16 protein-coding genes, 1 tRNA gene and 1 riboswitch are annotated in these 20,701 nt (G+C 66.8%); of the genes, 10 read left to right on the top strand and 7 right to left on the bottom strand.

Translation table 11 applies throughout. The features are described 5' to 3' along the window. Positions 1 to 2: 2 nt before the first annotated feature. Both nadA and LSI54_RS12080 read right to left on the bottom strand, forming a co-directional pair. Positions 3 to 1,280: a quinolinate synthase NadA gene (gene nadA / locus LSI54_RS12085; RefSeq protein WP_241465040.1), complete on the bottom strand. Its 1,278-nt coding sequence runs from the start codon at positions 1,278 to 1,280 to the stop codon at positions 3 to 5. Beyond that, positions 1,277 to 1,984 carry an NUDIX hydrolase gene (locus tag LSI54_RS12080; protein ID WP_241478478.1) on the bottom strand — a complete coding sequence of 236 codons (708 nt, stop codon included), beginning with the start codon at positions 1,982 to 1,984 and terminating at the stop codon, positions 1,277 to 1,279. The genes nadA and LSI54_RS12080 overlap by 4 nt, the downstream gene beginning before the upstream one ends. Before the next feature lie 170 nt (positions 1,985 to 2,154). Between LSI54_RS12080 and LSI54_RS12075 the strand changes: the two genes are divergently transcribed. Next, positions 2,155 to 3,138, top strand: a complete 984-nt coding sequence (locus tag LSI54_RS12075; protein WP_241478477.1) for an alpha/beta hydrolase fold domain-containing protein — start codon at positions 2,155 to 2,157, stop codon at positions 3,136 to 3,138. Here the strand turns inward: LSI54_RS12075 and LSI54_RS12070 are convergent. Continuing rightward, positions 3,117 to 4,040: a hypothetical protein gene (locus LSI54_RS12070; protein WP_241478476.1), complete on the bottom strand. Its 924-nt coding sequence runs from the start codon at positions 4,038 to 4,040 to the stop codon at positions 3,117 to 3,119. The genes LSI54_RS12075 and LSI54_RS12070 overlap by 22 nt on opposite strands. Before the next feature lie 760 nt (positions 4,041 to 4,800). Between LSI54_RS12070 and LSI54_RS12065 the strand changes: the two genes are divergently transcribed. The 4 genes from LSI54_RS12065 to LSI54_RS12050 all read left to right on the top strand — a co-directional run bounded on the left by LSI54_RS12065 (position 4,801) and on the right by LSI54_RS12050 (position 8,936). Further along, on the top strand, positions 4,801 to 6,207 hold the full coding sequence (locus tag LSI54_RS12065; protein ID WP_446740432.1) for an aminotransferase class III-fold pyridoxal phosphate-dependent enzyme: 1,407 nt from the start codon (positions 4,801 to 4,803) through the stop codon (positions 6,205 to 6,207). Between the two features lie 184 nt (positions 6,208 to 6,391). Continuing rightward, the gene (locus tag LSI54_RS12060) at positions 6,392 to 7,999 is read left to right on the top strand and encodes a peptide chain release factor 3 (RefSeq protein ID WP_241478474.1); all 1,608 of its coding nucleotides are present in this window, start codon (positions 6,392 to 6,394) and stop codon (positions 7,997 to 7,999) included. Between the two features lie 54 nt (positions 8,000 to 8,053). Continuing rightward, positions 8,054 to 8,284 carry a hypothetical protein gene (locus tag LSI54_RS12055; protein ID WP_241465036.1) on the top strand — a complete coding sequence of 77 codons (231 nt, stop codon included), beginning with the start codon at positions 8,054 to 8,056 and terminating at the stop codon, positions 8,282 to 8,284. Between the two features lie 106 nt (positions 8,285 to 8,390). Continuing rightward, the gene (locus LSI54_RS12050; RefSeq protein WP_241478473.1) at positions 8,391 to 8,936 is read left to right on the top strand and encodes a hypothetical protein; all 546 of its coding nucleotides are present in this window, start codon (positions 8,391 to 8,393) and stop codon (positions 8,934 to 8,936) included. A 52-nt stretch (positions 8,937 to 8,988) separates the two neighbouring features. Here the strand turns inward: LSI54_RS12050 and LSI54_RS12045 are convergent, their stop codons facing one another. The 4 genes from LSI54_RS12045 to tgt all read right to left on the bottom strand — a co-directional run bounded on the left by LSI54_RS12045 (position 8,989) and on the right by tgt (position 15,178). Beyond that, a complete protein-coding gene (locus tag LSI54_RS12045; protein WP_241478472.1) occupies positions 8,989 to 10,638 on the bottom strand; it encodes a sodium:solute symporter family protein in 1,650 nt (549 codons plus the stop codon). Further along, complete coding sequence (locus LSI54_RS12040) at positions 10,635 to 11,288, bottom strand: OsmC family protein (protein WP_274617637.1); 654 nt, start codon at positions 11,286 to 11,288, stop codon at positions 10,635 to 10,637. Before LSI54_RS12040 ends, LSI54_RS12045 begins: the two co-directional genes overlap by 4 nt. A 12-nt stretch (positions 11,289 to 11,300) precedes the next feature. Next, a riboswitch (SAM riboswitch) is annotated at positions 11,301 to 11,395 on the bottom strand. Positions 11,396 to 11,534: 139 nt separating this feature from the next. After that, entirely contained in the window at positions 11,535 to 13,559 is a 2,025-nt protein-coding gene (locus LSI54_RS12035; protein ID WP_241478470.1) for an acyltransferase family protein, read from the bottom strand. Between the two features lie 299 nt (positions 13,560 to 13,858). Then, on the bottom strand, positions 13,859 to 15,178 hold the full coding sequence (tgt, locus tag LSI54_RS12030) for a tRNA guanosine(34) transglycosylase Tgt (protein WP_241478494.1): 1,320 nt from the start codon (positions 15,176 to 15,178) through the stop codon (positions 13,859 to 13,861). A gap of 87 nt (positions 15,179 to 15,265) precedes the next feature. Between tgt and LSI54_RS12025 the strand changes: the two genes are divergently transcribed. From LSI54_RS12025 to LSI54_RS12005, 5 genes are all read left to right on the top strand, one after another. Continuing rightward, positions 15,266 to 16,372 (top strand): YeiH family protein, encoded by a 1,107-nt coding sequence (locus LSI54_RS12025; RefSeq protein ID WP_241478469.1) that lies wholly within the window; start codon positions 15,266 to 15,268, stop codon positions 16,370 to 16,372. Positions 16,373 to 16,476: 104 nt separating this feature from the next. Beyond that, positions 16,477 to 18,027 (top strand): Rv2578c family radical SAM protein, encoded by a 1,551-nt coding sequence (locus LSI54_RS12020; RefSeq protein WP_241478468.1) that lies wholly within the window; start codon positions 16,477 to 16,479, stop codon positions 18,025 to 18,027. Positions 18,028 to 18,119: 92 nt separating this feature from the next. After that, positions 18,120 to 19,910 (top strand): gamma-glutamyltransferase family protein, encoded by a 1,791-nt coding sequence (locus tag LSI54_RS12015; protein ID WP_241478467.1) that lies wholly within the window; start codon positions 18,120 to 18,122, stop codon positions 19,908 to 19,910. Between the two features lie 100 nt (positions 19,911 to 20,010). After that, complete coding sequence (locus LSI54_RS12010; RefSeq protein ID WP_241478466.1) at positions 20,011 to 20,331, top strand: antibiotic biosynthesis monooxygenase family protein; 321 nt, start codon at positions 20,011 to 20,013, stop codon at positions 20,329 to 20,331. A 79-nt stretch (positions 20,332 to 20,410) separates the two neighbouring features. After that, positions 20,411 to 20,483 (top strand) — tRNA-Arg (locus LSI54_RS12005). Positions 20,484 to 20,701: the final 218 nt, after the last annotated feature.

Genomic DNA, 20,701 nt, shown 5'->3' with positions numbered 1-20,701 from the left:
CTTCAGGCTTTCGGCTTCGCGGCGAGCATCCGGTCCAGCGCGACCTTCGCGTGCACGGAGACCGCGGCATCCACACTGATCTGGTTGTTCACGCGTCCGGCCACCAGCTCCTCCAGCACCCAGGCCAGGTAGCCCGGGTGGATCCGGTACATGGTGGAGCACGGGCAGATGACCGGGTCCAGGCAGAAGATGGTGCGGTCCGGGTACTGGGCGGCGAGCCGGTTCACCATGTTGACCTCGGTGCCGATCCCGATGGTGTCCCCGGGGGAGGAGGCCGCGATGAACTTCTGGATCGCGTCGGTGGAGCCGGCGGCGTCGGCGGCGTCGACCACCTCCATCGGGCACTCGGGGTGCACGATGATCTTCACCTGCGGGTCCGCGGCGCGGGCCTGGGTGATCTGGTCCACGGTGAAGCGTCGGTGCACCGAACAGAAGCCGTGCCAGAGCAGGACCTTGGCCTCGCGCAGCTGCTCGGCAGTGTTCCCGCCCAGGGCTTTGCGCGGGTTCCACAGCGGCATCTGCTCCAGTGGGACCCCCATGGCCTTGGCGGTGTTGCGGCCCAGGTGCTGGTCCGGGAAGAACAGCACCCGGTGGGCGCGTTGGAAGGCCCATTCCAGCACGGTCGCGGCGTTGGAAGAGGTGCAGACGATCCCGCCGTGGCGGCCGCAGAACGCCTTCAGTGCGGCGGAGGAGTTCATATAGGTCACCGGGAGGATCGGGACCTTGCCCTCGGCGTCGGGCGTGATGTTCTCCGGGTCCACCCCGTATGTTTCGCAGATCTCCTCCCATGCGGTCTCCACCGAGGATTCATCGGCCATATCCGCCATGGAGCAGCCGGCGGCGAGGTTGGGCAGGATTACCGACTGCTCAGGAGTCGAGAGGATGTCCGCGGTCTCGGCCATGAAATGGACTCCGCAGAAGACGATGGTCTTGGCTTCTGGCTTGCTCAGCGCGGCATTGGCCAGCTGGAAGGAATCGCCCACGAAGTCGGCGTGCTGGATGACTTCGTCGCGCTGGTAGAAGTGGCCCAGGATGACCAGCTCCTCGCCGAGCGTCGCCTTCGCGGCCACGATCCGCTCGTACAGCTCGGCCTCGGGCATCAGCTGGTAGCGCTCGGGCAGCTGACCGGGGCGGGAGACCGGGTCAGGGAGTCGATCGGCCTGCGAGGAGCCGGGCCCGTAGCCCGGGACGGTGTCGAAGTCCCAAGGCCCGGCGGCCAGCTTCGTGTTGCAGCTGTCCTTCGGGGTCAGGGTGATCAGGTCATGGACCGAGGCGGTCATGGTGTCTCCTGGATGGTGAGGGTGTAACGGGTGCGGTGGGGGTTGGAGCGGTAGAGCCGCGGCGGGCGGTGCGCCGTGCCGGTCATGCGCTCGCCGGTGTCCTCGACGGTGCCCTGGGCAAGGATCTGGCGGCGGAAGTTCGACGGATCCAGCGCCCGGTTGAGGATCGCCTCATAGACCCGGCGCAGCTCGGCCAGCGGGAACCTCTCGGGGAGGAAGGCGTGGGCGATGGGGGAGTAGGTGACCTTCGCGCGCAGCCGGTCCAGGGCGTAGGCGAGGATCACGCCGTGATCGAAGGCCAGCACGCCGGCCTCCTCGGCGATGTCATCGGCGGGGAACCATTCCAGGTTCTCGCCCTCCACAGCGTCGGTGTCCTCGTCCTGGCGCACCAGCGCCCAGTAGACGATGGACACCACCCGGGTGCTGGCCGGGGAGCGGTCCACATCTCCGAAGGCGTAGAGCTGTTCCATGTGCCGCGGAGCCAGACCGGTGGTCTCCAGCAGGGTGGCGCGCGCGGAGCTGACCAGGTCCTGGTCGGGTTCCAGGGGGCCTCCGGGGAGTGCCCACTGGCCCAGGAAGGGTTCGCGGATGCGGCGCACCAGCGGCAGCCAGAGCGTGAGCTCCCCGGTCTCCGGGTGCGGACGCAGCGCGAAGACCACCGTGCTCACGGCGAGCTCGGTCTGCAGGTTCGACGGCGCGGCCATGGCGAGGCCTCCTTAAGGTGACAGTGACACTATGGTCCAGTTCATATGGTCACGTCAACCTGAAGGGGTCCTCAGGGGTGGGCTGGGAGGTTGCCGTCGGCGTCGCGGTGATGTCAGATCATCAGCACCCCGGCGGGGGCTGCTGATCTGATCGAGGGAGAGGAACTGTGATGGCACTGTCTCTGTGGCTTGCCGATGGTCTTGCCATGCTCACGCAGAAGGCGCCGGGTTCATCGAGGGTGAAGGGGCCAGCAGCCTTCACTGATATACCGGCGGTGACCGAGGAGATCTCGATCCCCACCCGGCACGGAGAGCTCCGCGCGATCCCGTACTCACCGCCGGGAGGGCCCGTCGCAAGGGGTGTGTACGTGAACCTTCACGGCGGAGGCTTCGTGATGCGCCACCCCGAACAGGATGACGCGCTCTGTCGGTTCATCGCCTTCCATGCAGGGGTCACGGTCCTCAATGTCGACTACATTCCCGCTCCGCAGTCACGCTTCCCAGGTCCGGTGGAGCAGGCCTACGACGTCGCGGTCTGGGGTGCCACGCTCGAGCGGAGGTGGGAGGGCCGGAAGCTGGCTATGGGGGGCCAGTCAGCAGGGGGTGCGCTCGCGGCAGGCGCCGCGCGGCTTGCCCTGGAGTCAGCTGCTCCGCGGATCTCCCTGCAGGTGCTGATGCACCCGGCATTGGATCTGACCATTCCCGCCGCGAAGAAGTGGTCGGCTGGACAAGAGAAGTTCCTCATCCGGCTGGGCCCGGTGTTCAACGTTTCGTACTGTCCGAACATCGACCAGCGCAAGGACCGGCTCGCGTCACCTGCCGGCGAGCACGACGCCGGCCCGATCACCGGCATCGCGCCGGCGCTGGTGGTCTCGGCTGAGAAGGACCTGCTCCGTGGGGAGGCAGCCCGTTACGCCGAGCGGCTTCGCGAGGCAGGAGCTCTGGTCGACCACCTCGACCTCAAGAGGGGTGGGTCACGGATTCAACATTCTCGGGGCACAGCTCGAGGTGGTGCTGCCGGTCTACGAAAGGATCGTGGACTCGACCCGGGCGGCATTCCAGGTCTAACACCATCGGTCAGAGGAGAAGGCAGGGGTGGCGCCGTTGACTCCTGTGAGTCTCCGCTGACGTCTCAGTCGGCGAGGCCTTCTTGAACTTCGTCGATGAAACCCGGGATCTCGGTGAGCTGGCGTGCGAACTTGCTCGCGCCCTGGGGTGCGAGATGGATGGCATCCCGGCTGTCGCCATCGCCCCACCAGGGGCCGAACTCATCCACCGGGAACAGCTGGACGTCATGGGGGGCGGTCAGAGACTGAGCCGAGTCCTGCCGGCGGGCGTCGTAGTCGCGTCCTGCCTCTTCGAGGTTCGCCTGGTGGACAGGCGTATACGGAATCTCGAAGGCGAGCACGGTCACGCCATGACTGCGCAGCAGATCTGCGACGCTCCCGAAGTCGGCGACAGCTTCATCGTGCACCGTCGGAAAACCTGGAAATCCGCGCTCCATCCGGGTGTCGCTGATCTCCTCGGCCTCGGCCGCGCTGACGCCGGGATGGACCATGAAACCGTCAGAGCGCAGCCTGCTGCCCTCGTTGATCCGCAGGCTGGTCTGCGCCGGCAGACCTTCCTGAGCCCGCGCCACCTGTTCCCCGCCGACACGGAACCGGAACAGCGGGTCGGCGACGTCGCGCTCGCACCGCGCGGCGTCCTCTTCGTCCCAGGTGTCACTGATGGGTCGGTCGCATCCCTCCACCATCGATGAGAACGCTGACTTCGAGCCCTCCGACTTGTAGAAGTCGTCACGCTCCGCCGCGCGGGTGGAGATGCCCATCAGTGCGACCGACGGCAGGTCGTCGAGACTGACCATGTAGCGGGCCAACAAGAGGTTCATCCCCCAGCGCGCCCTGCTGCTTGCGCCATTGAAGACGGACACCTCGTCACCGGTCGCCGCAGACAGGAGCTGGCCCAGCTCGGTGGGGTCCAGTCCCTGCTGGGTCATGGAGTCACCGAAGATGACCACATCGGGGGCCGGATCCGAGGCTCGCAGAGCATTCGTCATGGTCTCGAAAGCGCCCCCGTGGGCCGGTGCCACGGGCAGGAGGCCTCGATCCGACCAGTCTTCGAGCTGCGCCGACGTCACGTCCGCCGTCAACGATTGATTGAACTTGACGGTGGGGAAGCTGTCTGGCCCCGCATCGGCAGATTGCGGGCCCTCCGTTGGTGAGCCGCTGCCGCATGCTGTAAGTGAGAACAACATGGCAGCGCAAACGAGGGTGACACGAGAGGGCATGGTCAAAGGCTAGCAGGCAGCCGACCAGCGATCAGCGTGCGCAGATGGGAGAGATCGGCGCCGATGCACGAAGTCGCCTCCCCTTCTCGGAAGGCGGTCAGAACGGAGACGGATGTTCGAGAGATTCTGAGTCATGCGGCATCACATGGTCGACGAGACGACGACGTTCCGCCTGCCACGTTGCTGCCCATGCTGCCTGGAGCGCTCGTCGATGTCCCTGCCGAGGCGGCGCGGTATGAAACGAGACCGAGCGGGCCACGGACAGGGCGAGAGCTGTTCGCTCCCAGATGGAGGTGACGAGGGACGTGAGCGGGGTCAATGCCCGGATCTCCGCCCCGATGGCCTCTTATCCTTTCTTGATGGCTGGGAAAATTCGCTGTTCGTCGGGAGCCACGCCGACGGCACCGGAGGCACTGCTCTACACCCATGGCAAGGTGGTCACCACCCCCGGGGGTGATCCAGCCGAGAGCGGTCGGCAGCTGGGCGTCCCGCAGAATGACCGACCAGGACTTCAGAGCAGGAGAGCATGATGACAGCCCATACCACCGAGAAGACTGAGAGCACCGGGACCACCGGGTTCGATGCCGGGCCGAGCGCCGCCGAGATCGACGCGGGCCGCCGGGCCTACGAGCTGGACCGCAGTCACGTCTTCCACTCCTGGAGCGCGCAGGAGCCGCTGACCCCGATGACCGTGCTCGACGCCGAAGGCTCCTGGATCTGGGACGGTGAGGGCAACAAGCTCCTGGACCTGACGTCCCAGCTGGTCTTCACCAACGCCGGACACAAGCACCCCAAGATCATCGAGGCGATCAAGGCCCAGGCGGAGAAGCTGTGCACGGTGGCCCCCCAGCACGCCAACGAGGCCCGATCCGAAGCAGCCCGGCTGATCACCGAGCTTCTCCCTCAAGACATCAACCACGTCTTCTTCACCAACGGCGGGGCCGACGCCAATGAGCATGCGGTGCGGATGGCGCGGCTGCACACCGGTCGGCGCAAGGTGTTCTCTGCCTACCGCTCGTACCACGGCGGCACCCACCTGGCCGTGAACCTGACCGGTGACCCGCGAAGGATAGCCTCCGACGACGACGCCGGCGTCGAGCATTTCCTGCCCGCCTACACCTACCGCTCCTACTTCAACGCCGCCGATGAGGCGCAGGAGGCCGAACGCGCGTTGAATCACCTGCGCGACCTGGTGCTGCTGGAAGGGCCGGGACAGGTCGCGGCGATCATTCTGGAAGCGATCCCGGGGACCGCCGGGATCTACCTGCCTCCGGCGGGCTACCTGCAGGGAGTGCGGGAGCTGTGTGACGAGCACGGAATCGTCTTGATCATCGATGAGGTCATGTCAGGCTTCGGCCGTGCGGGCAAGTGGTTCGCCCACCAGCACTACGGGATCGAGCCCGACATCGTGACCTTCGCCAAGGGGGTCAACTCCGGCTACGTGCCGATGGGCGGCGTCGCCATGGACGATGCGATCTACGCGAGCTTCGCCGAGCGGCCTTATCCGGGAGGACTGACCTACTCCGGGCACCCGCTCGCCGCCGCCGCCGCGGTGGCCGCGATCAGCGCGATGCGCGAGGAGGGCATGGTGGAGAACGCGCTGAAGCTGGGAGAAGACGTGATCGGACCCCGGCTGGCCGCGCTGAAGGACAGGCACCCCAGCGTCGGAGATGTGCGCGGGGTCGGGATGTTCTGGGCCATCGAACTGGTCAAGGACAAGGAGACCCGCGAACCGCTGGCTCCCTATGGTCAGACCCCCGCGGTGATGAATCAGCTGGTCGCCGAGGCCAGACGCCGCGGAGTGCTGCCCTTCATGAACATGAACCGGCTGCACATCTGCCCGCCGCTGAACACCACGGAAGGGGAGCTGATCTTCGGGATCGATGTGCTGGACCAGGTGCTCGATCTCGCGGACGAGTCGATCCGCCGCACGTGAGAGCCCGGCCGTCCTCGTCCCGAGGAGGGAGGTCTCGGACGGCATAAACGTGAGACAGATAGCTGGGGGGCCCGTTCGCCGGGTCGTTCAAGAGGGTCTGCACCGGATCAGCGCTGTGACGGTGGCCTCACGGCCCGGGATGGATTAAACTCTCTCCCCGCGGAAGCGTAGAGTCAGAGGCGTGATGGAAGCAGACACGAAGCAGATTCTGGACGAGGCCTTGTCTCGCCGCACCATCGCGGTGATCTCGCATCCCGATGCGGGCAAGTCCACGTTGAGTGAGGCGCTGCTGCTTCACTCGAACGCGATCACCGAGGCTGGCGCGGTCCACGGCAAGGCCGGACGCCGCGGCACCGTCTCGGACTGGATGGAGATGGAGAAGGCCCGCGGGATCTCGGTGAGCTCAGCCGTGCTCCAGTTCACCGTGGGTGATGCGATCGTGAACCTGGTGGACACCCCCGGGCACGCTGACTTCTCCGAAGACACCTTCCGCGTGCTGGCGGCCGTGGACGCGGTGATCATGCTCATCGACGCGGCCAAGGGCATGGAAGCCCAGACCATGAAGCTCTTCGAGGTCTGCAAGGCCCGCGGGCTGCCGGTCATCACCGTGATCAACAAATGGGACCGCCCGGGCCAGGACGCCTTGGAGCTGGTCGATGAGATCCTCACCCGCACCGGGATGCGCTCGATGCCGCGCAACTGGCCCGTCGGAGACTCCGGGCACATGCTCGGACTGCTGCACCCCGACGAGATGACCATGAACCGTTACACCCGCGCCCCCGGCGGCGCGAAGAAGGTCCTCGCTGAAAGACTCTCCGCCGAGGTCGCTCAGGCCGAGTACCCGGTCGAGTTCCAGACCGCGGTGGAGGAGTCCTCGCTGCTGGAGGTCGACGACGAGTTCTACGACCGCGACGCATTCCTGGCCCAGGAGGCGACCCCGCTGTTCTTCGCCTCGGCGGTGCAGAACATCGGCGTCGAAGAGCTGCTGCACTTCATCATGGAGCAGGGTCCGCCCCCGCAGGCCCGCCCGGACGCCGACGGCACCCCCTATTCGCTCACCTCCGACTTCAGCGGCTACGTCTTCAAGGTCCAGACCGGTATGGACAAGGCCCACCGCGACCGGATCGCATTCATGCGCATCTGCTCCGGAGTCTTCGAACGCGGCATGGTCGCCACCCACGCGCAGTCCGCGAAGCCCTTCCCCACCAAGTACTCCCAGCAGGTCTTCGGCCGCGACCGCACCACGGTGGACACCGCCTGGCCCGGCGACGTCGTCGGCCTGGTCAACGCGTCCACGCTGCGCCCGGGCGACACCCTCTACGCGGGCCAGTCGGTGATGTTCCCGCCGTTCAAGCCCTTCGCCCCGGAGCACTTCCGGGTCGGCAAGACCGGGGACGCCAGCAAGCACAAGCAGTTCCGCAAGGGCATCGAGCAGCTGGACCGCGAAGGCGTCATCCAGGTGTTCTACTCCGAGCGCCGCGGCCAGCAGCGTCCTGTCCTGGGCGCCGTGGGCCCGATGCAGTTCGAGGTCGTCTCCGCCCGCATGGAATCTGACTTCGGTGCCTCGGTCTCCTTCGACGCGCTGGACTACTCGGTCGCTCGTGACATCGACGAGGATGCCGCAGCGATCCTGCGCGAACGCCAGGACTGCGAAGTCCTCCACCGCAACGACGGCACCCCCGTGGCGTTGTTCAGAGACCCGTGGAGGTTGCGCACCGTCCAGCGCGACCATCCGAACCTGCTCCCGGATCCTCCGGGCAGCATCAACGCATCGGTCTCCGCACGGATGTGACCGATCGCCGAGGGCTGCGGGCACCCCATGCAGAACCCTCTTGGAAGGAACACCATGCACGCTGTCACCCGAGTTGAAGTCGTCGAAGCTGTCAAGACCGCATTCACGCTCACCGCCCAACCGACCGTCCCGAAGGATCTGGTGGCGGCAGCCACCGCCTCAGGTGCTCGGCCTGCCGTCGTCTCCGTCCTCGAAGGGCTCGACGATGACCTGCAGTTCCGCAGACTCCGCGAACTCTGGGAGTACTTCCCGCACATGCCGGTCAACTCCGTCGACGCCGCCTGAGGGCACGCACCGGCTGAGCTCCACGGGCGTGTCAAGTCACGCGCCGGGGCAGGTCCGCCGACGGCCAGGGCTGGCAAGCGAGCACCAGCGGCGTAGGCTCGAGCCCATGGTCAGGAGTCACAGCACCGCAGCGATCGAACGGACCACCCGACGGGCCTGGGCGCAGTGGGTCACCGCCCTCGACGACGCCGGAGCTGCTGCCCTCCCGCACCGCGAGATCGTCGGAATCGTCTATGACCATATGCCGATGGACGTGGAGAACCGTGGCTGGTGGGCCCAGAGCGTGGCGGTCGCCTACGAACAACACCGTGACCTGCGCCGCCCGGGGGAGTCTCGTACCGGTGAGTTTCAGGCCTCGGTCTCCAAGACCTATCCGGGTGACATGGACGCCGCGCTGGGGGCATGGGTCGCTCTCGTCGGCGGGCGTGACTCTTTCGGCGGTGTCGCGCTCCAGGGAGAGCCCGGCACCTCCTCCACCGACCGCTGGCGCTACTGGCGCGCCGGGCTGGTCGACGGCTCCCGGGTCGCGGTGACCATCTCGGGGAAGTCCGCAGGGAAGTCCTCGCTCGGCGTCGGACACACCAAGCTGCGCTCGCCCGAGGAGGTCCAACACTGGAAGGTGATCTGGCGGGAGCTGCTGGGCCAGCTCTAGGTGTGACTTCCCCTGACGGGTCGAACGGCAGCAGGCATTGGTGTCGCGAGACCTACAGTGGCGAGGTGTTCTGCGCGGTCACTGGTTCGGTCCGGGAGCCCCACAGCTGGGTCTTCGTGTGGGTCGCCGTCGGAGACTCGGCGAGGAGGACCGCAGCGGCGAAGACACCAAGAGTGATGAGGAAGAGTGCCAGTCCCATCAAACCGTAGATGTTGAGCCATGCTGAGATGTTCATGCTCAGGACCGCGGCGAGACCGGTGACCAGAAGAACGAGTCCGCCGTTTCTGCGCCGCGCCCCATGAAGGGTCAGTCGCCAACTGCCCTGGATCAGCGTGACTAGAACGATGCCTGCGAGATTGGCGATCATGGCGACCCAGACCGGATGGGTTCCGAGGAAGAAGTCCGTGGCACTGAACCCCGAGAGCGCGTACCAGCCGAGTCCCGCGCTGAATCCAGCGAGTAGTGCGGTCAGCGCCGCGGAGCGGGTGGCGAGCGGCCAGAAGAACGCCGCGAGAACCGGAGCGAAGGTAGCGCCGTTGCGCAGAGTCCATGCCATCACATTCCACCAGGCTGACTCCTCGGCGCGCAGGAGACTGAAGATCACCATCAGGACAGTGAGCCCCACCAGCGCGATCCGCGTGTAGCGCACCAGCTCCACCTGGGTCGCTCGGGGACGAAGCGCGCTCCCGAGGTCCCGGCCCAGCGAGGTAGCTCCAGAGAACTGGCAGGGTCCCGCCCAGCCCAGGGCGCAAGCCCAGAGTCCCACGAAGAATACGGCCGCAGCCCAAGCAGGAAGGGAGCCGGCGATGTACTCGGCGATGCCCACCAGGGGCAGCGATGCATCCGGGACCACAATCGAGGCGGCGACGCCGACGACGATTCCGAGAAGGATCAGGGGCATGCCGATGATCGCCGCGAGGAAGAGTCCCTTCTGGCCGTCTTCCGGGCTCCGCGCCGACATCGACATCTGAAAGGCGGCCTGAGCCAGGGGAACATTGACGATGAAGGTGCCGAACCAGGCAACGATCAGCGATATGCCGGCGTTCGAGACATCGAACATCTGTGGCTGCTCCTCAGCCAAGGTCTCGAGACCGCTGGGCCCGGGTGAGACCAGGAACGCCCAGATGCCCACGATGAACATCACGAAGATCATCAGGACATTCATGGTCTGGGAGAATGCGACGGAGCGCATGCCGCCGAAGGTCAGGAAGGCGAGCAGGATGATCGCTGTCAGAGCGATGCACTGCCACAGTGGGATCTCCGTGACCGCGAAGAGGGCGGACGCGAAGGCGATGCTGGTGGCCACTGAATACATCGGAAACGTCAGACCGGTGATCACAGAACTGATGGCCTGGGCTCCGCGGCCGAATCGGTCCCCGATGATGCCGGTGACCGTCACCACGAGCTTCTCTCGCAGGGGCTTGACCAGCAGGAGCGCGATCAGCAAGATCTGCACCGTTTCGGCCACGCCGTACCAGACGGCCGACACACCTGTTCGGTAGCTCAGCTCGACGATCGCGATGTAGGAGGATCCCGAGAACAGTCCCGTGATGCAGAACGCGACGGTCCAAGGGCTGAAACTGCGACCGCTGACGAAGAATCCTCCGTGTCCCGAGCGGCCCACAGCGATGCGGCTTCCGAGTATGAGCCAGGCGGTGTATGCGAGTGCCAGGCCGATCGTCCAGAGTCCGACCGTTGTCATGCGTTCACCCCGGTCACATCTGACGTGGCATCAGCATTGATGATCTCGAAGATCAGACTCCCGACGTTGGGGTCCCCGTCCACCTCGTAGCCCCAGGCATGATTCGCCAGAGCTTCGGCGAGGCCAGGGGAGTTCTTGTGCACGAATGCCCACGCGACTTCCAGGTCGATGTGCGCGTCGCGCAAGAGATTGATCGCGGGGCAGATGTGTTCGGCCCACTGGGCGAAGTCTGTCAGGACAGAGGAGTCCTGTTCGCTGGTCTCTACGACCAGCTGCAACCGGTACACGTAGAAATAGGGTTGCACATCTGCTTGCCCAGCCAACCCGCGAGTGTCCTGACGTGCCAGGGTGTATGTGGAGATGTCGGTGAGGGGCAGGGCCCGCCGATGGGCCAGCTGTTCGACCGCGACGGCGATGCAGCTGCTGACACCGCCGATCAGGTACTCCATCGGTGCGGGGCCCTGATCGCTGCCGCCGCGCACCACAGGCTGGTCAGAGACGAAGCTGAAGTCCCGGACGGTGAGTTCGGTCCGTACTGGGCCCGACCACGTGCCAGCGACCCGCAGAGTCTTCGAAGAGGTGCGCAGGGGCGCCTCGGTGTACCTCGGGTTCAACTTGATCTCTGGTTGGCGAGAACACGCTTCAGGCATGGAAGATTTCACCTTTCATCGTTCCCAGCGGTAGCACCTGCTCACCCTGAAGGGTGGGGTTGCTGCGACGTCGTTGAGCTAGGTCTCTCAGTCGCTCTGGATGATTCGTTGTCTGCTGAAACCTAGAGCTGTCCGACAAAAGATGCAAACCAGTGAACAATTGTTACGTGGGCGCCCGCCGGTTCATTCGTCGCTCCAGACGGTCCTCCCCAGGTCACGCCGGAGGTCCGATTGGTCCCTAGAGGCTCAGAACAGGTGCGGCATCTCGTCGCGAAGCTTGGCATCCAGCAGCGGCGCCATCGATTCGATGTAGTGGTTGGAGAGGTGGCTCTGGTCGTAGTAGACCGCGATGTTGCCGATCACCGCCGGACAGATCTCCTCGGAGCAGAGGTGTTCGGTCATGTCCAGGGTGTAGAGACCATCCGGCAGGTCCGGCTCGGTGAGCGGGTTCGTGTCCTGGTAGCTGATGGGGTCCATTGCGCAGGTCTCGGCGTCCCCGCCCGCGGCGAGGCAGTCGGCCACCGAGTCTTCGCGCCGTGGCGTTCCGCGCATGAGCAGCACCTCGGGGCCGCGGTCCATGATCTGCTGCCACTTCTCCGGGGCCCCCCAGTAGATGTTCTCCGGGGTGCCGTCGGCGGGCACCCGGGTGCCCGCCGTGAACACCAGGTCAGGCTTCCGTTCAGTGATCACGTCGAGCAGGTTGAGGTTCCATTCATGGCACTGATTCTCCTCAGGGTCGGAGCCCGCGGTGAGCACGCACGCGGACTTGTCCGCGATCAGCAGCTCCCAGTTGTTCTCGGCGGCCAGGATCCTCCAAGCATGGTGCCACTGCCCGGCGTGTGAGCCTCCGGTGATCATCACCCTCAGATCCGGTTGGGCGGGCTCTTCAGGGTCTTCACACACCAGTACCTCACCGCGGTTCTCACCGTCGCCGCTCTCCTGTCGGCATCCCCAGTCGTAGTAATCCGGCCGGCTCTGCGCCAGCGTCTGCGGGTCTGGGATGAAATCCACACCGTCGGGGACTTCGGTGCCCTCCAGCGTGGCCAGCGCCCCTGGATAGTCACTACGGTCGACCTCGGCCAGGGATGGGGCTTCACTGCGCTGGGTCTGGATCTGGTGGATCCCGTAGCTGCTCACGGAGCCACCGATCAGCAGCACCGTCGCCGCGATGGCCAAGGGCACTCGGGGAGCGATGCGTGCTGAGGCACGGTTCACCGGCAGCTCCACCCATCGGTTGGTCAGAATGGCCAGCACCAGTGCGGCGGCCAGGATGATCAGCGCGCCACGCGCACCGAGCGTGGAGTATTCCCTGATCTCGAGGTAGAAGATCAGCAGCGGCCAGTGCCAGAGGTAGAGGGCATATGCATGATCGCCGATCCAGGTGAAGGGGTGCGTGGAGAGGATCCGGGTCGCCGTCGCGGCGGGGTCCTGTGTGCCTCCGCCGGGTCCAGCGGCCGCGAGCACGAGCGCCAGGCCCATCAGCGGCCACAGCGCCCAGGGGCCGGGGAACAGAGCCGCGCCGTCGAAGACGAAGCCTGTGGCGATGATCAGGACGACGCCGGCCCAGCCCGCCGCGAGCCGCCAACGGCGCGGCAGCGTCAGCGCGGAGCCCAGCAGGGCCAGCAGCCCGCCGAAGCCGAGCTCCCAGAAGCGGGTGCGAGTCATCAGGTACGCCTCGTCCTGGTTCACCCCGCCCATGTAGACGGCGTAGCCGAACGACGCCGCCACGATCAGCCCGGTCATCACCCCCATCACCAGGATCGGACTGCGTCGGGTCCGCTTGGCCACCAGCACCGCAGTCAGCGCAACCAGCGGCCAGAGGAGGTAGAACTGGCCCTGCACGGAGAGGGACCAGAAGTGCTGGAACGGACTGGTCTCCGGGCCGGCCGCCCCGTAGGTCAGCTGGGAGGTGATCAGTTCGAGGTTCTCGAAGTAGAGCAGTGACGCGCGGGCCTCGGCGAGCAGCTGAGAATGTCGGGTCTCCGGGAAGACGAGCAGCCCGGCCAGGGTCGTGACCAGGATGACCAGGGCAGCAGGGGGAAGCAGCCTTCTGGCAAGCCTGGCCAGATACCGCCCGACCCGGATCGTACCGCCGCTCTCCACCGCCTCGCGCAGAAGCATCGCGGTGAACAGGAATCCGGAGATGGCGAGGAAGATGTCGATGCCGCCGGAGACTCGGCCCGCGCCGAAGAGGTGGAAGAGCACCACCCCGAGAATCGCTAGACCACGCAGACCGTGGATCTCCGGTCGGTACCGTCGCTCGGGGGCCACCCGTGAGGAGCGATGGTCAAGAGTCGGAGCGTGATTGCTGGCCGGAGAGGGTTGGCGCAAAATGGTCCTGCCGTAGGTCCGGGTCTTAGGATGCCGACTCGCGGAACGCAATGTTCTTCCAGTCGGCACGTCGTGACTCAGTGCACCCCAGTCGCGCCGATTTGGCAACTCGAGGCAACAGTCGCTAATGCTCTCTGACCAGGATTTATTCGATCAATCAGAGGTTTCGGGAGGGGGCTTGGGAGCTACCAGCTCAGCAGCGGATCGGACCCTCTAGGTCCTGCCCCAGGACCCCTCGGCTACGGGGTGACCCCAGCCTGGTAGCGACTCGTGGACCCAGCCTGATAGCGGCCCAGGGTGGCGTCGCGGAACTCGTAGAACCGGCCCTGTTCGATGCTGGCCCGGATGTCATCGACCATCTTGATCGTGTAGTGCTCGTTATGGATGGTGCACAGCGTGTTGTAGAGCATCTCCTTGGCCTTGAAGAGGTGATGCAGGTAGGCCCGGGTGTAGTTCTGACAGGTGTAGCAGGTGCACTCCTCATCGATGGGGGAGAAGTCGCGCTTGAAGCGGGCCTGCGGGATGTTGTAGCGACCATCGGGGTGATAGACCCGTCCGGTCCGCGCCACCCGAGAGGGGGAGACGCAGTCGAAGGTGTCTGCCCCGTTCTCGATAGCGGTGAAGAAGTCTTCGGGCTCGGAGATCCCCAGCAGGTGGCGCGGCTTGTTCTCCGGGAGCTCCTCGGCCATCCAGCTCACGATCACCCCGAGGTTCTCCTTGTCCAGGGCGCCGCCGATTCCGAAGCCGTCGAAGCTCTGCCCCTCGATCTCCATAGAGCCCAGATCCTTCGCGGCCTTGCGCCGCAGATCCTCGTACTGGGCACCCTGGAGCACCCCGAAGAGTGCCTGGTAGGGGCGGTGGCTGCGCTCGGCGGTGAGGCTGCGGTGCGCGGAGAGGCAGCGCTCGGCCCAGAGCCGGGTGCGCTCCAGGGAGGTCTCCTGGTAGTCGCGGGTGTTGAACAGTGTGGTCAGCTCGTCGAAGGCGAAGATGATGTCCGCGCCTATCTCGTGCTGCAGCTTCATCGAGATCTCCGGGGTGAACCGGTGGGTGGTGCCGTCGATATGGGACTTGAAGGTCACGCCGTCGTCGTCCACCAGGGCAAGGCGCACCTTCTTCGGGGCGACGGCCGCGTCATCGGGGACCACCGAGGCGTCCATGGTGATGACCTTCTTGAACCCCGCGCCCAGACTCATGACCTGGAATCCGCCGGAGTCGGTGAAGGTGGGCAGCGGCCAGTTCATGAACCGGCCCAGCCCGCCCGCGGCGTCAATCACATCGGTGCCCGGCTGCAGATTCAGGTGATACGCATTGGCCAGGGCGGCCTGGGCGCCGATCTCGAGCATCTCCTCGGGGCGCACGGTCTTGATCGTGGCCTTGGTGGCCACCGGGATGAAGGCCGGGGTCTTGATGTCCCCGTGGGGAGTGCGGATGGTGCCGGTGCGGCCCAGCGCCCCCTCGATCCGGGCCTCGACCTCGAAGCTGAAGGCCTCGCGGCCCGCCTGCGGGTGCGGCGCTGACTCCTGCGGCCTTGCATCCTGCTGTGCGGCCCCCGGCTTCATCGACTCATGCGGAGCGGCGGTCGGGGTCTCGGTGTTCAGCTGATTCGGCACCCGCTCAGTCTAGGCCAGTGGTCCTATGCTTATCCGGTGCCTCCACTAACCGCCCTGACCTCCAACCTGACCTCGCGGCTGACCCGGCTCTGGCGCCAGACCGCGGAGATCCTCCCCGGCGCGGCGTTGGCTCTCATCTTCGCGATCGCCGCGCACCGGCTGATCGCTGAGCAGATTCCGGTGATCTCCGGGCTGCTGGTCGCAGTCCTTGCCGGCATCGCGCTGCGCAGCCTGGGCTGGGTGCCGTTCTGGGCCGAGCGTGGTCTCGGCTGGGCGGCGAAGAAGCTGCTCCGGGTGGGCATCGTGCTGCTCGGCCTCCAGCTGGCGCTGGGTGACCTGCTCGGCCTGGGGTGGGCGGTCCTCGCGGTCGTCGTGCTCACCGTGGGGGTGACCTTCTTCGGGATGCTGGCCCTCGGGCGGCTGCTGGGCGCACCGAAGGGGATGACCACGCTGCTGGCCGCCGGCACCGCGATCTGCGGGGCCTCAGCCGTGGCGGCAGCCGCCGCGGCGATCGACCGAGGCGACGGCAAGGACGACGACGGCGCCCCGGTCCAGGCGGCCGCTGCGGCCGCCGTTGCGGTGGTCACCCTCTACGGCACCCTGGCGCTGCTCGCGCTGCCGGCGCTGGGAACCCTGCTCGGCCTCGGCGAGGAACAGATGGGCGTCTGGATCGGCGCCAGCATCCATGAGGTCGGACAGGTGGTCGCCGCCGGCGGAGTGGTCGGGGCGGTGGCGCTGGCCACCGCGACCCTGGTCAAGCTCGCCCGGGTGGTGCTCCTGGCGCCGGTGATCGCCGGCATCAGCCTTGCCGGGCGTCGCCGCCGGGCGGTCGGAGCTGCGCAGGGAGCCGGGGAGGGCGTCGAGGAGGGCGCTGGATCGCGGCCGCCGCTGATCCCGCTCTTCGTGCTGGGCTTCCTGGTGATGATGGTGCTGCGCTCGGTCACCGATCTGCCCGAGTCCACCCTGGACTTCTCCGCGGACGTGACCACGATGCTGCTGACCACCGCGATGGTCGGCGTCGGCGCCTCGGTGGACCTGCGTCGCCTGCTGCGCCAGGGAGGACCGGCGCTGCTGCTCGGCGCCGGCGGCACGGTGCTTGCGGTGGGAACCGGGCTGGGCGGGGTCCTGCTGCTGGTGAGCTGAGGCTGGTGCCCCGGGCCCAGTCAGGTGTCCGGGAGTTTCAGCGCGCCGGGCCTCGAGGGCGAGTCCATCTCGACAGGCATTCGAAAGTATGTTCGAATAACCGTATGAGGTGGCAGGGACAGGCAGTGCAGGAGGGTGAGGGTGCGGCCCTCATCCCGCTCAAGGGACTCCTGCGCTCGGTGCGCACCCCGGAGTTCGAAGGCGTGACCTTCCACGAGGTGGCGGCGAAGACCGCGCTCAACAAGGTGCCTGGCCAGTCGAACATGCCCTTCTCCTGGACCGTGAACCCCACCCGCGGATGTCTGCATCAGTGCGTGTATTGCCTGAGCCCCGAGACGCTGATCCTGATGGCCGACGGGCGGCAGAAGCTGCTGCGTGAGGTCAGGGTGGGCGACGTCGTCGTCGGCACCGAGCTCGACGGCAGGAATCGCCGGTTGGTCCGCTCGGAGGTCTCAGCGAAATGGGGGACCGAGAAGCCCGCATTCCGCATCACGCTTCGCGATGGCACTCAGATCGTGGCCAGCGGCGACCATCGCTTCCTGGCAGAGCGCGGGTGGAAGTACGTGGCTCGCCCGGAGGGTGGGTCACCGCGCCCATGTCTGACGGAGCACGACCGGCTCATGGGATTCGGACTCGGAATGTCTCCTGAGCTGGATTCCGAGGCGGAGGAGTCCGCTCTCGAAGCGAGCGTGCTGGGAGGTGCGGTCGGGACCACCGAGGCTCTGCGCATCACCGGCATCGAAGCGCTCGGTCGCAGCGAGCCGCTGATCGACATCACCACCAGCACCGGGGACTTCATCGCGAACGGTGTGGTCAGCCAAAACTGCTTCGCGCGGAAGACGCACGAGTACCTGGACCTGGACGCGGGCAGGGACTTTGATACGCAGATCATCGTGAAGACCAATGTCGCCGAGGTGCTTCGCGCCGAACTGAATCGGCCGTCCTGGAAGCGCGAGCACGTGGCCCTGGGGACCAACACCGACCCCTATCAGCGCGCGGAGGGTCGCTACCAGCTGATGCCCGGGATCATCAGGGCGCTCGCGGATTCTGGGACGCCCTTCTCCATCCTGACCAAGGGGCCGCTGCTCAAGCGCGACCTCCCGCTGCTGCAGGAGGCCGCCAAACAGGTGCCGGTCTCGGTCGCGGTGTCCCTGGCGGTCATGGATCCGGAGCTTCAGCAGAAGGTGGAGCCGGGCACCCCGGATCCCCGGGCACGGCTGAATCTGATCCGCTCCATCACCGACGCCGGACTTGAATGTTCCGTGCTGGCCATGCCGATCCTGCCCTGGCTCACCGACGGCGACGATCGCATCGACACCCTCCATGCCGCACTGGCCGACGCCGGTGCGAGCTACGTGACCACCGGTGCGCTGCACCTGCGCCCCGGCGCCCGGGAATGGTTCATGGCTTGGCTGGCCCGCGAGTACCCGGCGCTGGTGGCGAAGTATCGTCGGATCTACGGCGGCGGCTCCTACGCCTCCAAGGAGTATCGGCTCTGGCTCGCCGACTCCGCCCGCGCCGCCCGGCGTCGTCATGGCTTCGACAAGCCGGTGGACTTGATGTGGCGCGAGCGCAATGACCCGGACTCCCCGGTGGCCCAGCAGGGAGCATCGGCACCGGCCGCGGCCGGTCCTGCCCAGCCGGCGCTCTTCTGACCCCGCTCATCCCGTAGGCTGGTTTGCAAAAGCAACTAATGCGGCGGGTGGGTGTCCTGCTCGATCGTCGCGTCGACGCCTCAGGAGTGCCCATGACGTTCACCCATGCCGAGACCTTCACCACCAGGCCCACCCTGGAGGGTCACTTCGGAATGACCGCCTCCACGCACTGGCTCGCCACGGCCTCCTCGCAGGCGGTGCTGGAACGCGGTGGCAACGCCTTCGACGCGGCCGTCGCCGGGGCCTTCGTCCTGCATGTGGTGGAGCCGCACCTCAACGGTCCCGGCGGTGACATGGTCGGGATCTTCGCGACCGCCGGCGCACCGTCGACGCCGCAGGTGCTGATGGGCCAGGGGCCCGCACCCGCAGGGGCCCTGATCCAGCACTATCGTGCGCTCGGGCTCGTGAACGTCCCGGGTGCCGGTGCCCTCGCGGCCGCCGTCCCGGCCGCCGTCGACGCCTGGCTGGTGCTGCTGCGCGACCACGGCAGCTGGGACCTCGCCGAGGTGCTCGCCTTCGCCATCGACTACGCCGAGGACGGGCATCCGATCCTGCCCGGGGCGGTGCGGGCGATCCGGGCCGTCGCCGAGCTCTTCCAGGAGCACTGGCCGACCTCCGCCGCGCTGTGGATGCCCGAGGGCAAGGTCCCCGAGCCCGGGCAGAGCATCCGCAACCCCGAGTATGCGCAGGTGCTGCGCGACCTCATCGCCGCCGGGCAGGGTGCTTCGAGCCGGGTGGCGCAGATCGAAGCCGCACGCAGTGAGTGGAAGACCGGACGCGTCGCCGAGGCTGCGGCGGAGTTCGTGAAGACCCCGCATCGGCACTCCGACGGCGGCGACTACGCCGGGGTGATCACCGCCGAAGACTTCGCCGCCCACAGCGCCGGATACGAAACCCCGGTCTCAATCGAGTTCCGCGGCCACACCATCGCGAAGTCCGGCGCCTGGGGCCAGGGCCCAGCGCTGCTGCAGGCGCTGAAGATCCTCGAAGGCTACCCGGACGAGCAGCTGGACCCCGGCACCGAGATTGGCGCCCACCTGATCCTGGAGGCGCAGAAGCTGGCCCTCGCGGACCGAGACACCTACTACGGCGATGTCCCGGTGAACCTGGAGCACCTGCTCTCGGATGAATACGCCGCGCAGCGTCGCGAGCAGATCAGCGAGCGAGCCTCCGCAGAGTTCCGCCCGGGGAAGGTCCCCGGCGCCGACCAGGTGCTGCCTGCCCTGGTCAACGTGGCCGACGCCGTCGCCGGAGCCGGTGCGGGCGAGCCGACCGTTTCCAAGGCCGGGGAGACCAAGGGGGACACCTGTCACCTCGACGTGGTCGACCGCTGGGGCAACATCGTCTCCGCAACCCCCTCCGGGGGGTGGCTGCAGTCCTCACCGGTGATCGAGGGGCTCGGCTTCTGCCTGGGCACCCGGCTGCAGATGACCTGGCTCGATGAACGTTCCTCCTCTCGGCTGGAACCGGGGAGGCGTCCGCGCACCACACTGACCCCTACGCTGGTGCTCAAGGACGGCGCTCCGCTGATCGCCCTGGGCACCCCGGGCGGAGACCAGCAGGACCAGTGGCAGCTGCCCATGCTGCTGCGCATGCTCATCGGAGGACACACCGCCCAGCAGGCCATCGACGCCCCCACCCTGCATACGACGTCGATGCCCGGCTCCTTCTGGCCGCGCGCATGGGAGCCCGGCGGGGCCGTGGTGGAGGACCGGCTCGGTGCCGAGCTCATCGAAGGACTGCGTCGCCGTGGACACCAGGTCACCACGGCGGGGGACTGGGCGCTGGGACGACTCTCCTGCGTCACGCGGGACCCGCAGACCGGGCGGCTGCGCGCCGCGGCCAACGCCCGTGGCGCCCAGGGCTACGCGGCGGGACGATGACAGCGGCGCGGGCTCCGCGGCACGAGGCTGCCGTCCCGAGCTCACCGTGGATTCGCGCGGCTGCTGTTGCGGACGCCGCTGACTTTGCGAAGATGGCCCTATGAGCATCATCAAGATCAACGCCATCACTGTCCCTGCCGACTCCGGCGATGAACTCGGCAAGCGGTTCGCCGCTCGCCGCGACTCCATGGAGGGCACCGAAGGCTTCGAGGGCTTTGAGCTGCTCAAGCCTGCCGACGAGCGCACGACCTGGCTGGTCATCACCCGCTGGGCCACGGAGGAGGCGTTTGAGAACTGGCGCACCTCGCAGGACTTCCAGAAGTCCCACAGCGGCGGCGAGTCCGGTTCCGGGGAGTCGCCGAAGAAGCGTGTGGGGATGTCCGCGGAGCTGTGGAGCTACACCACCTCGGTGACCGGCTAGGTGGAACCGGTGCGGTGCTGGTAATCTGAATCGGTCAGTTGCTCGAGGAACTCGGTTCCTTGAATTGCACAGCTGGCGGGCCTCCGTAGCTCAGGGGATAGAGCGTTGGTTTCCGGTACCAAAAGTCGTGGGTTCGATTCCCGCCGGGGGCACACAGAGAAATCAGGTCCGCATTCTTGTCTCGGCAAGGATGCGGGCCTTTTTTGCGCCTTGGCCGAGGATCTCGCCGCGCGGGACCAGGCGAGGGTTATAGGAACAAATGTGTGTATAGCCCCGGCGTGTCACGGCCTTCCTGCCCATCCTGAACGGCCCCAGAGACCCTCCTCAGCAATCGCAGCCGTGCCGTAGGTCGCAGGTCCGATAGGTGCTT

This window comes from Nesterenkonia sp. AY15 (genome assembly GCF_022565855.1).
In the GTDB taxonomy this organism is placed as follows: Bacteria; Actinomycetota; Actinomycetes; order Actinomycetales; family Micrococcaceae; genus Nesterenkonia.
The sequence above is the reverse complement of the archived record's forward strand: the minus strand, read 5'-3'. Positions and strand labels throughout refer to the sequence as shown.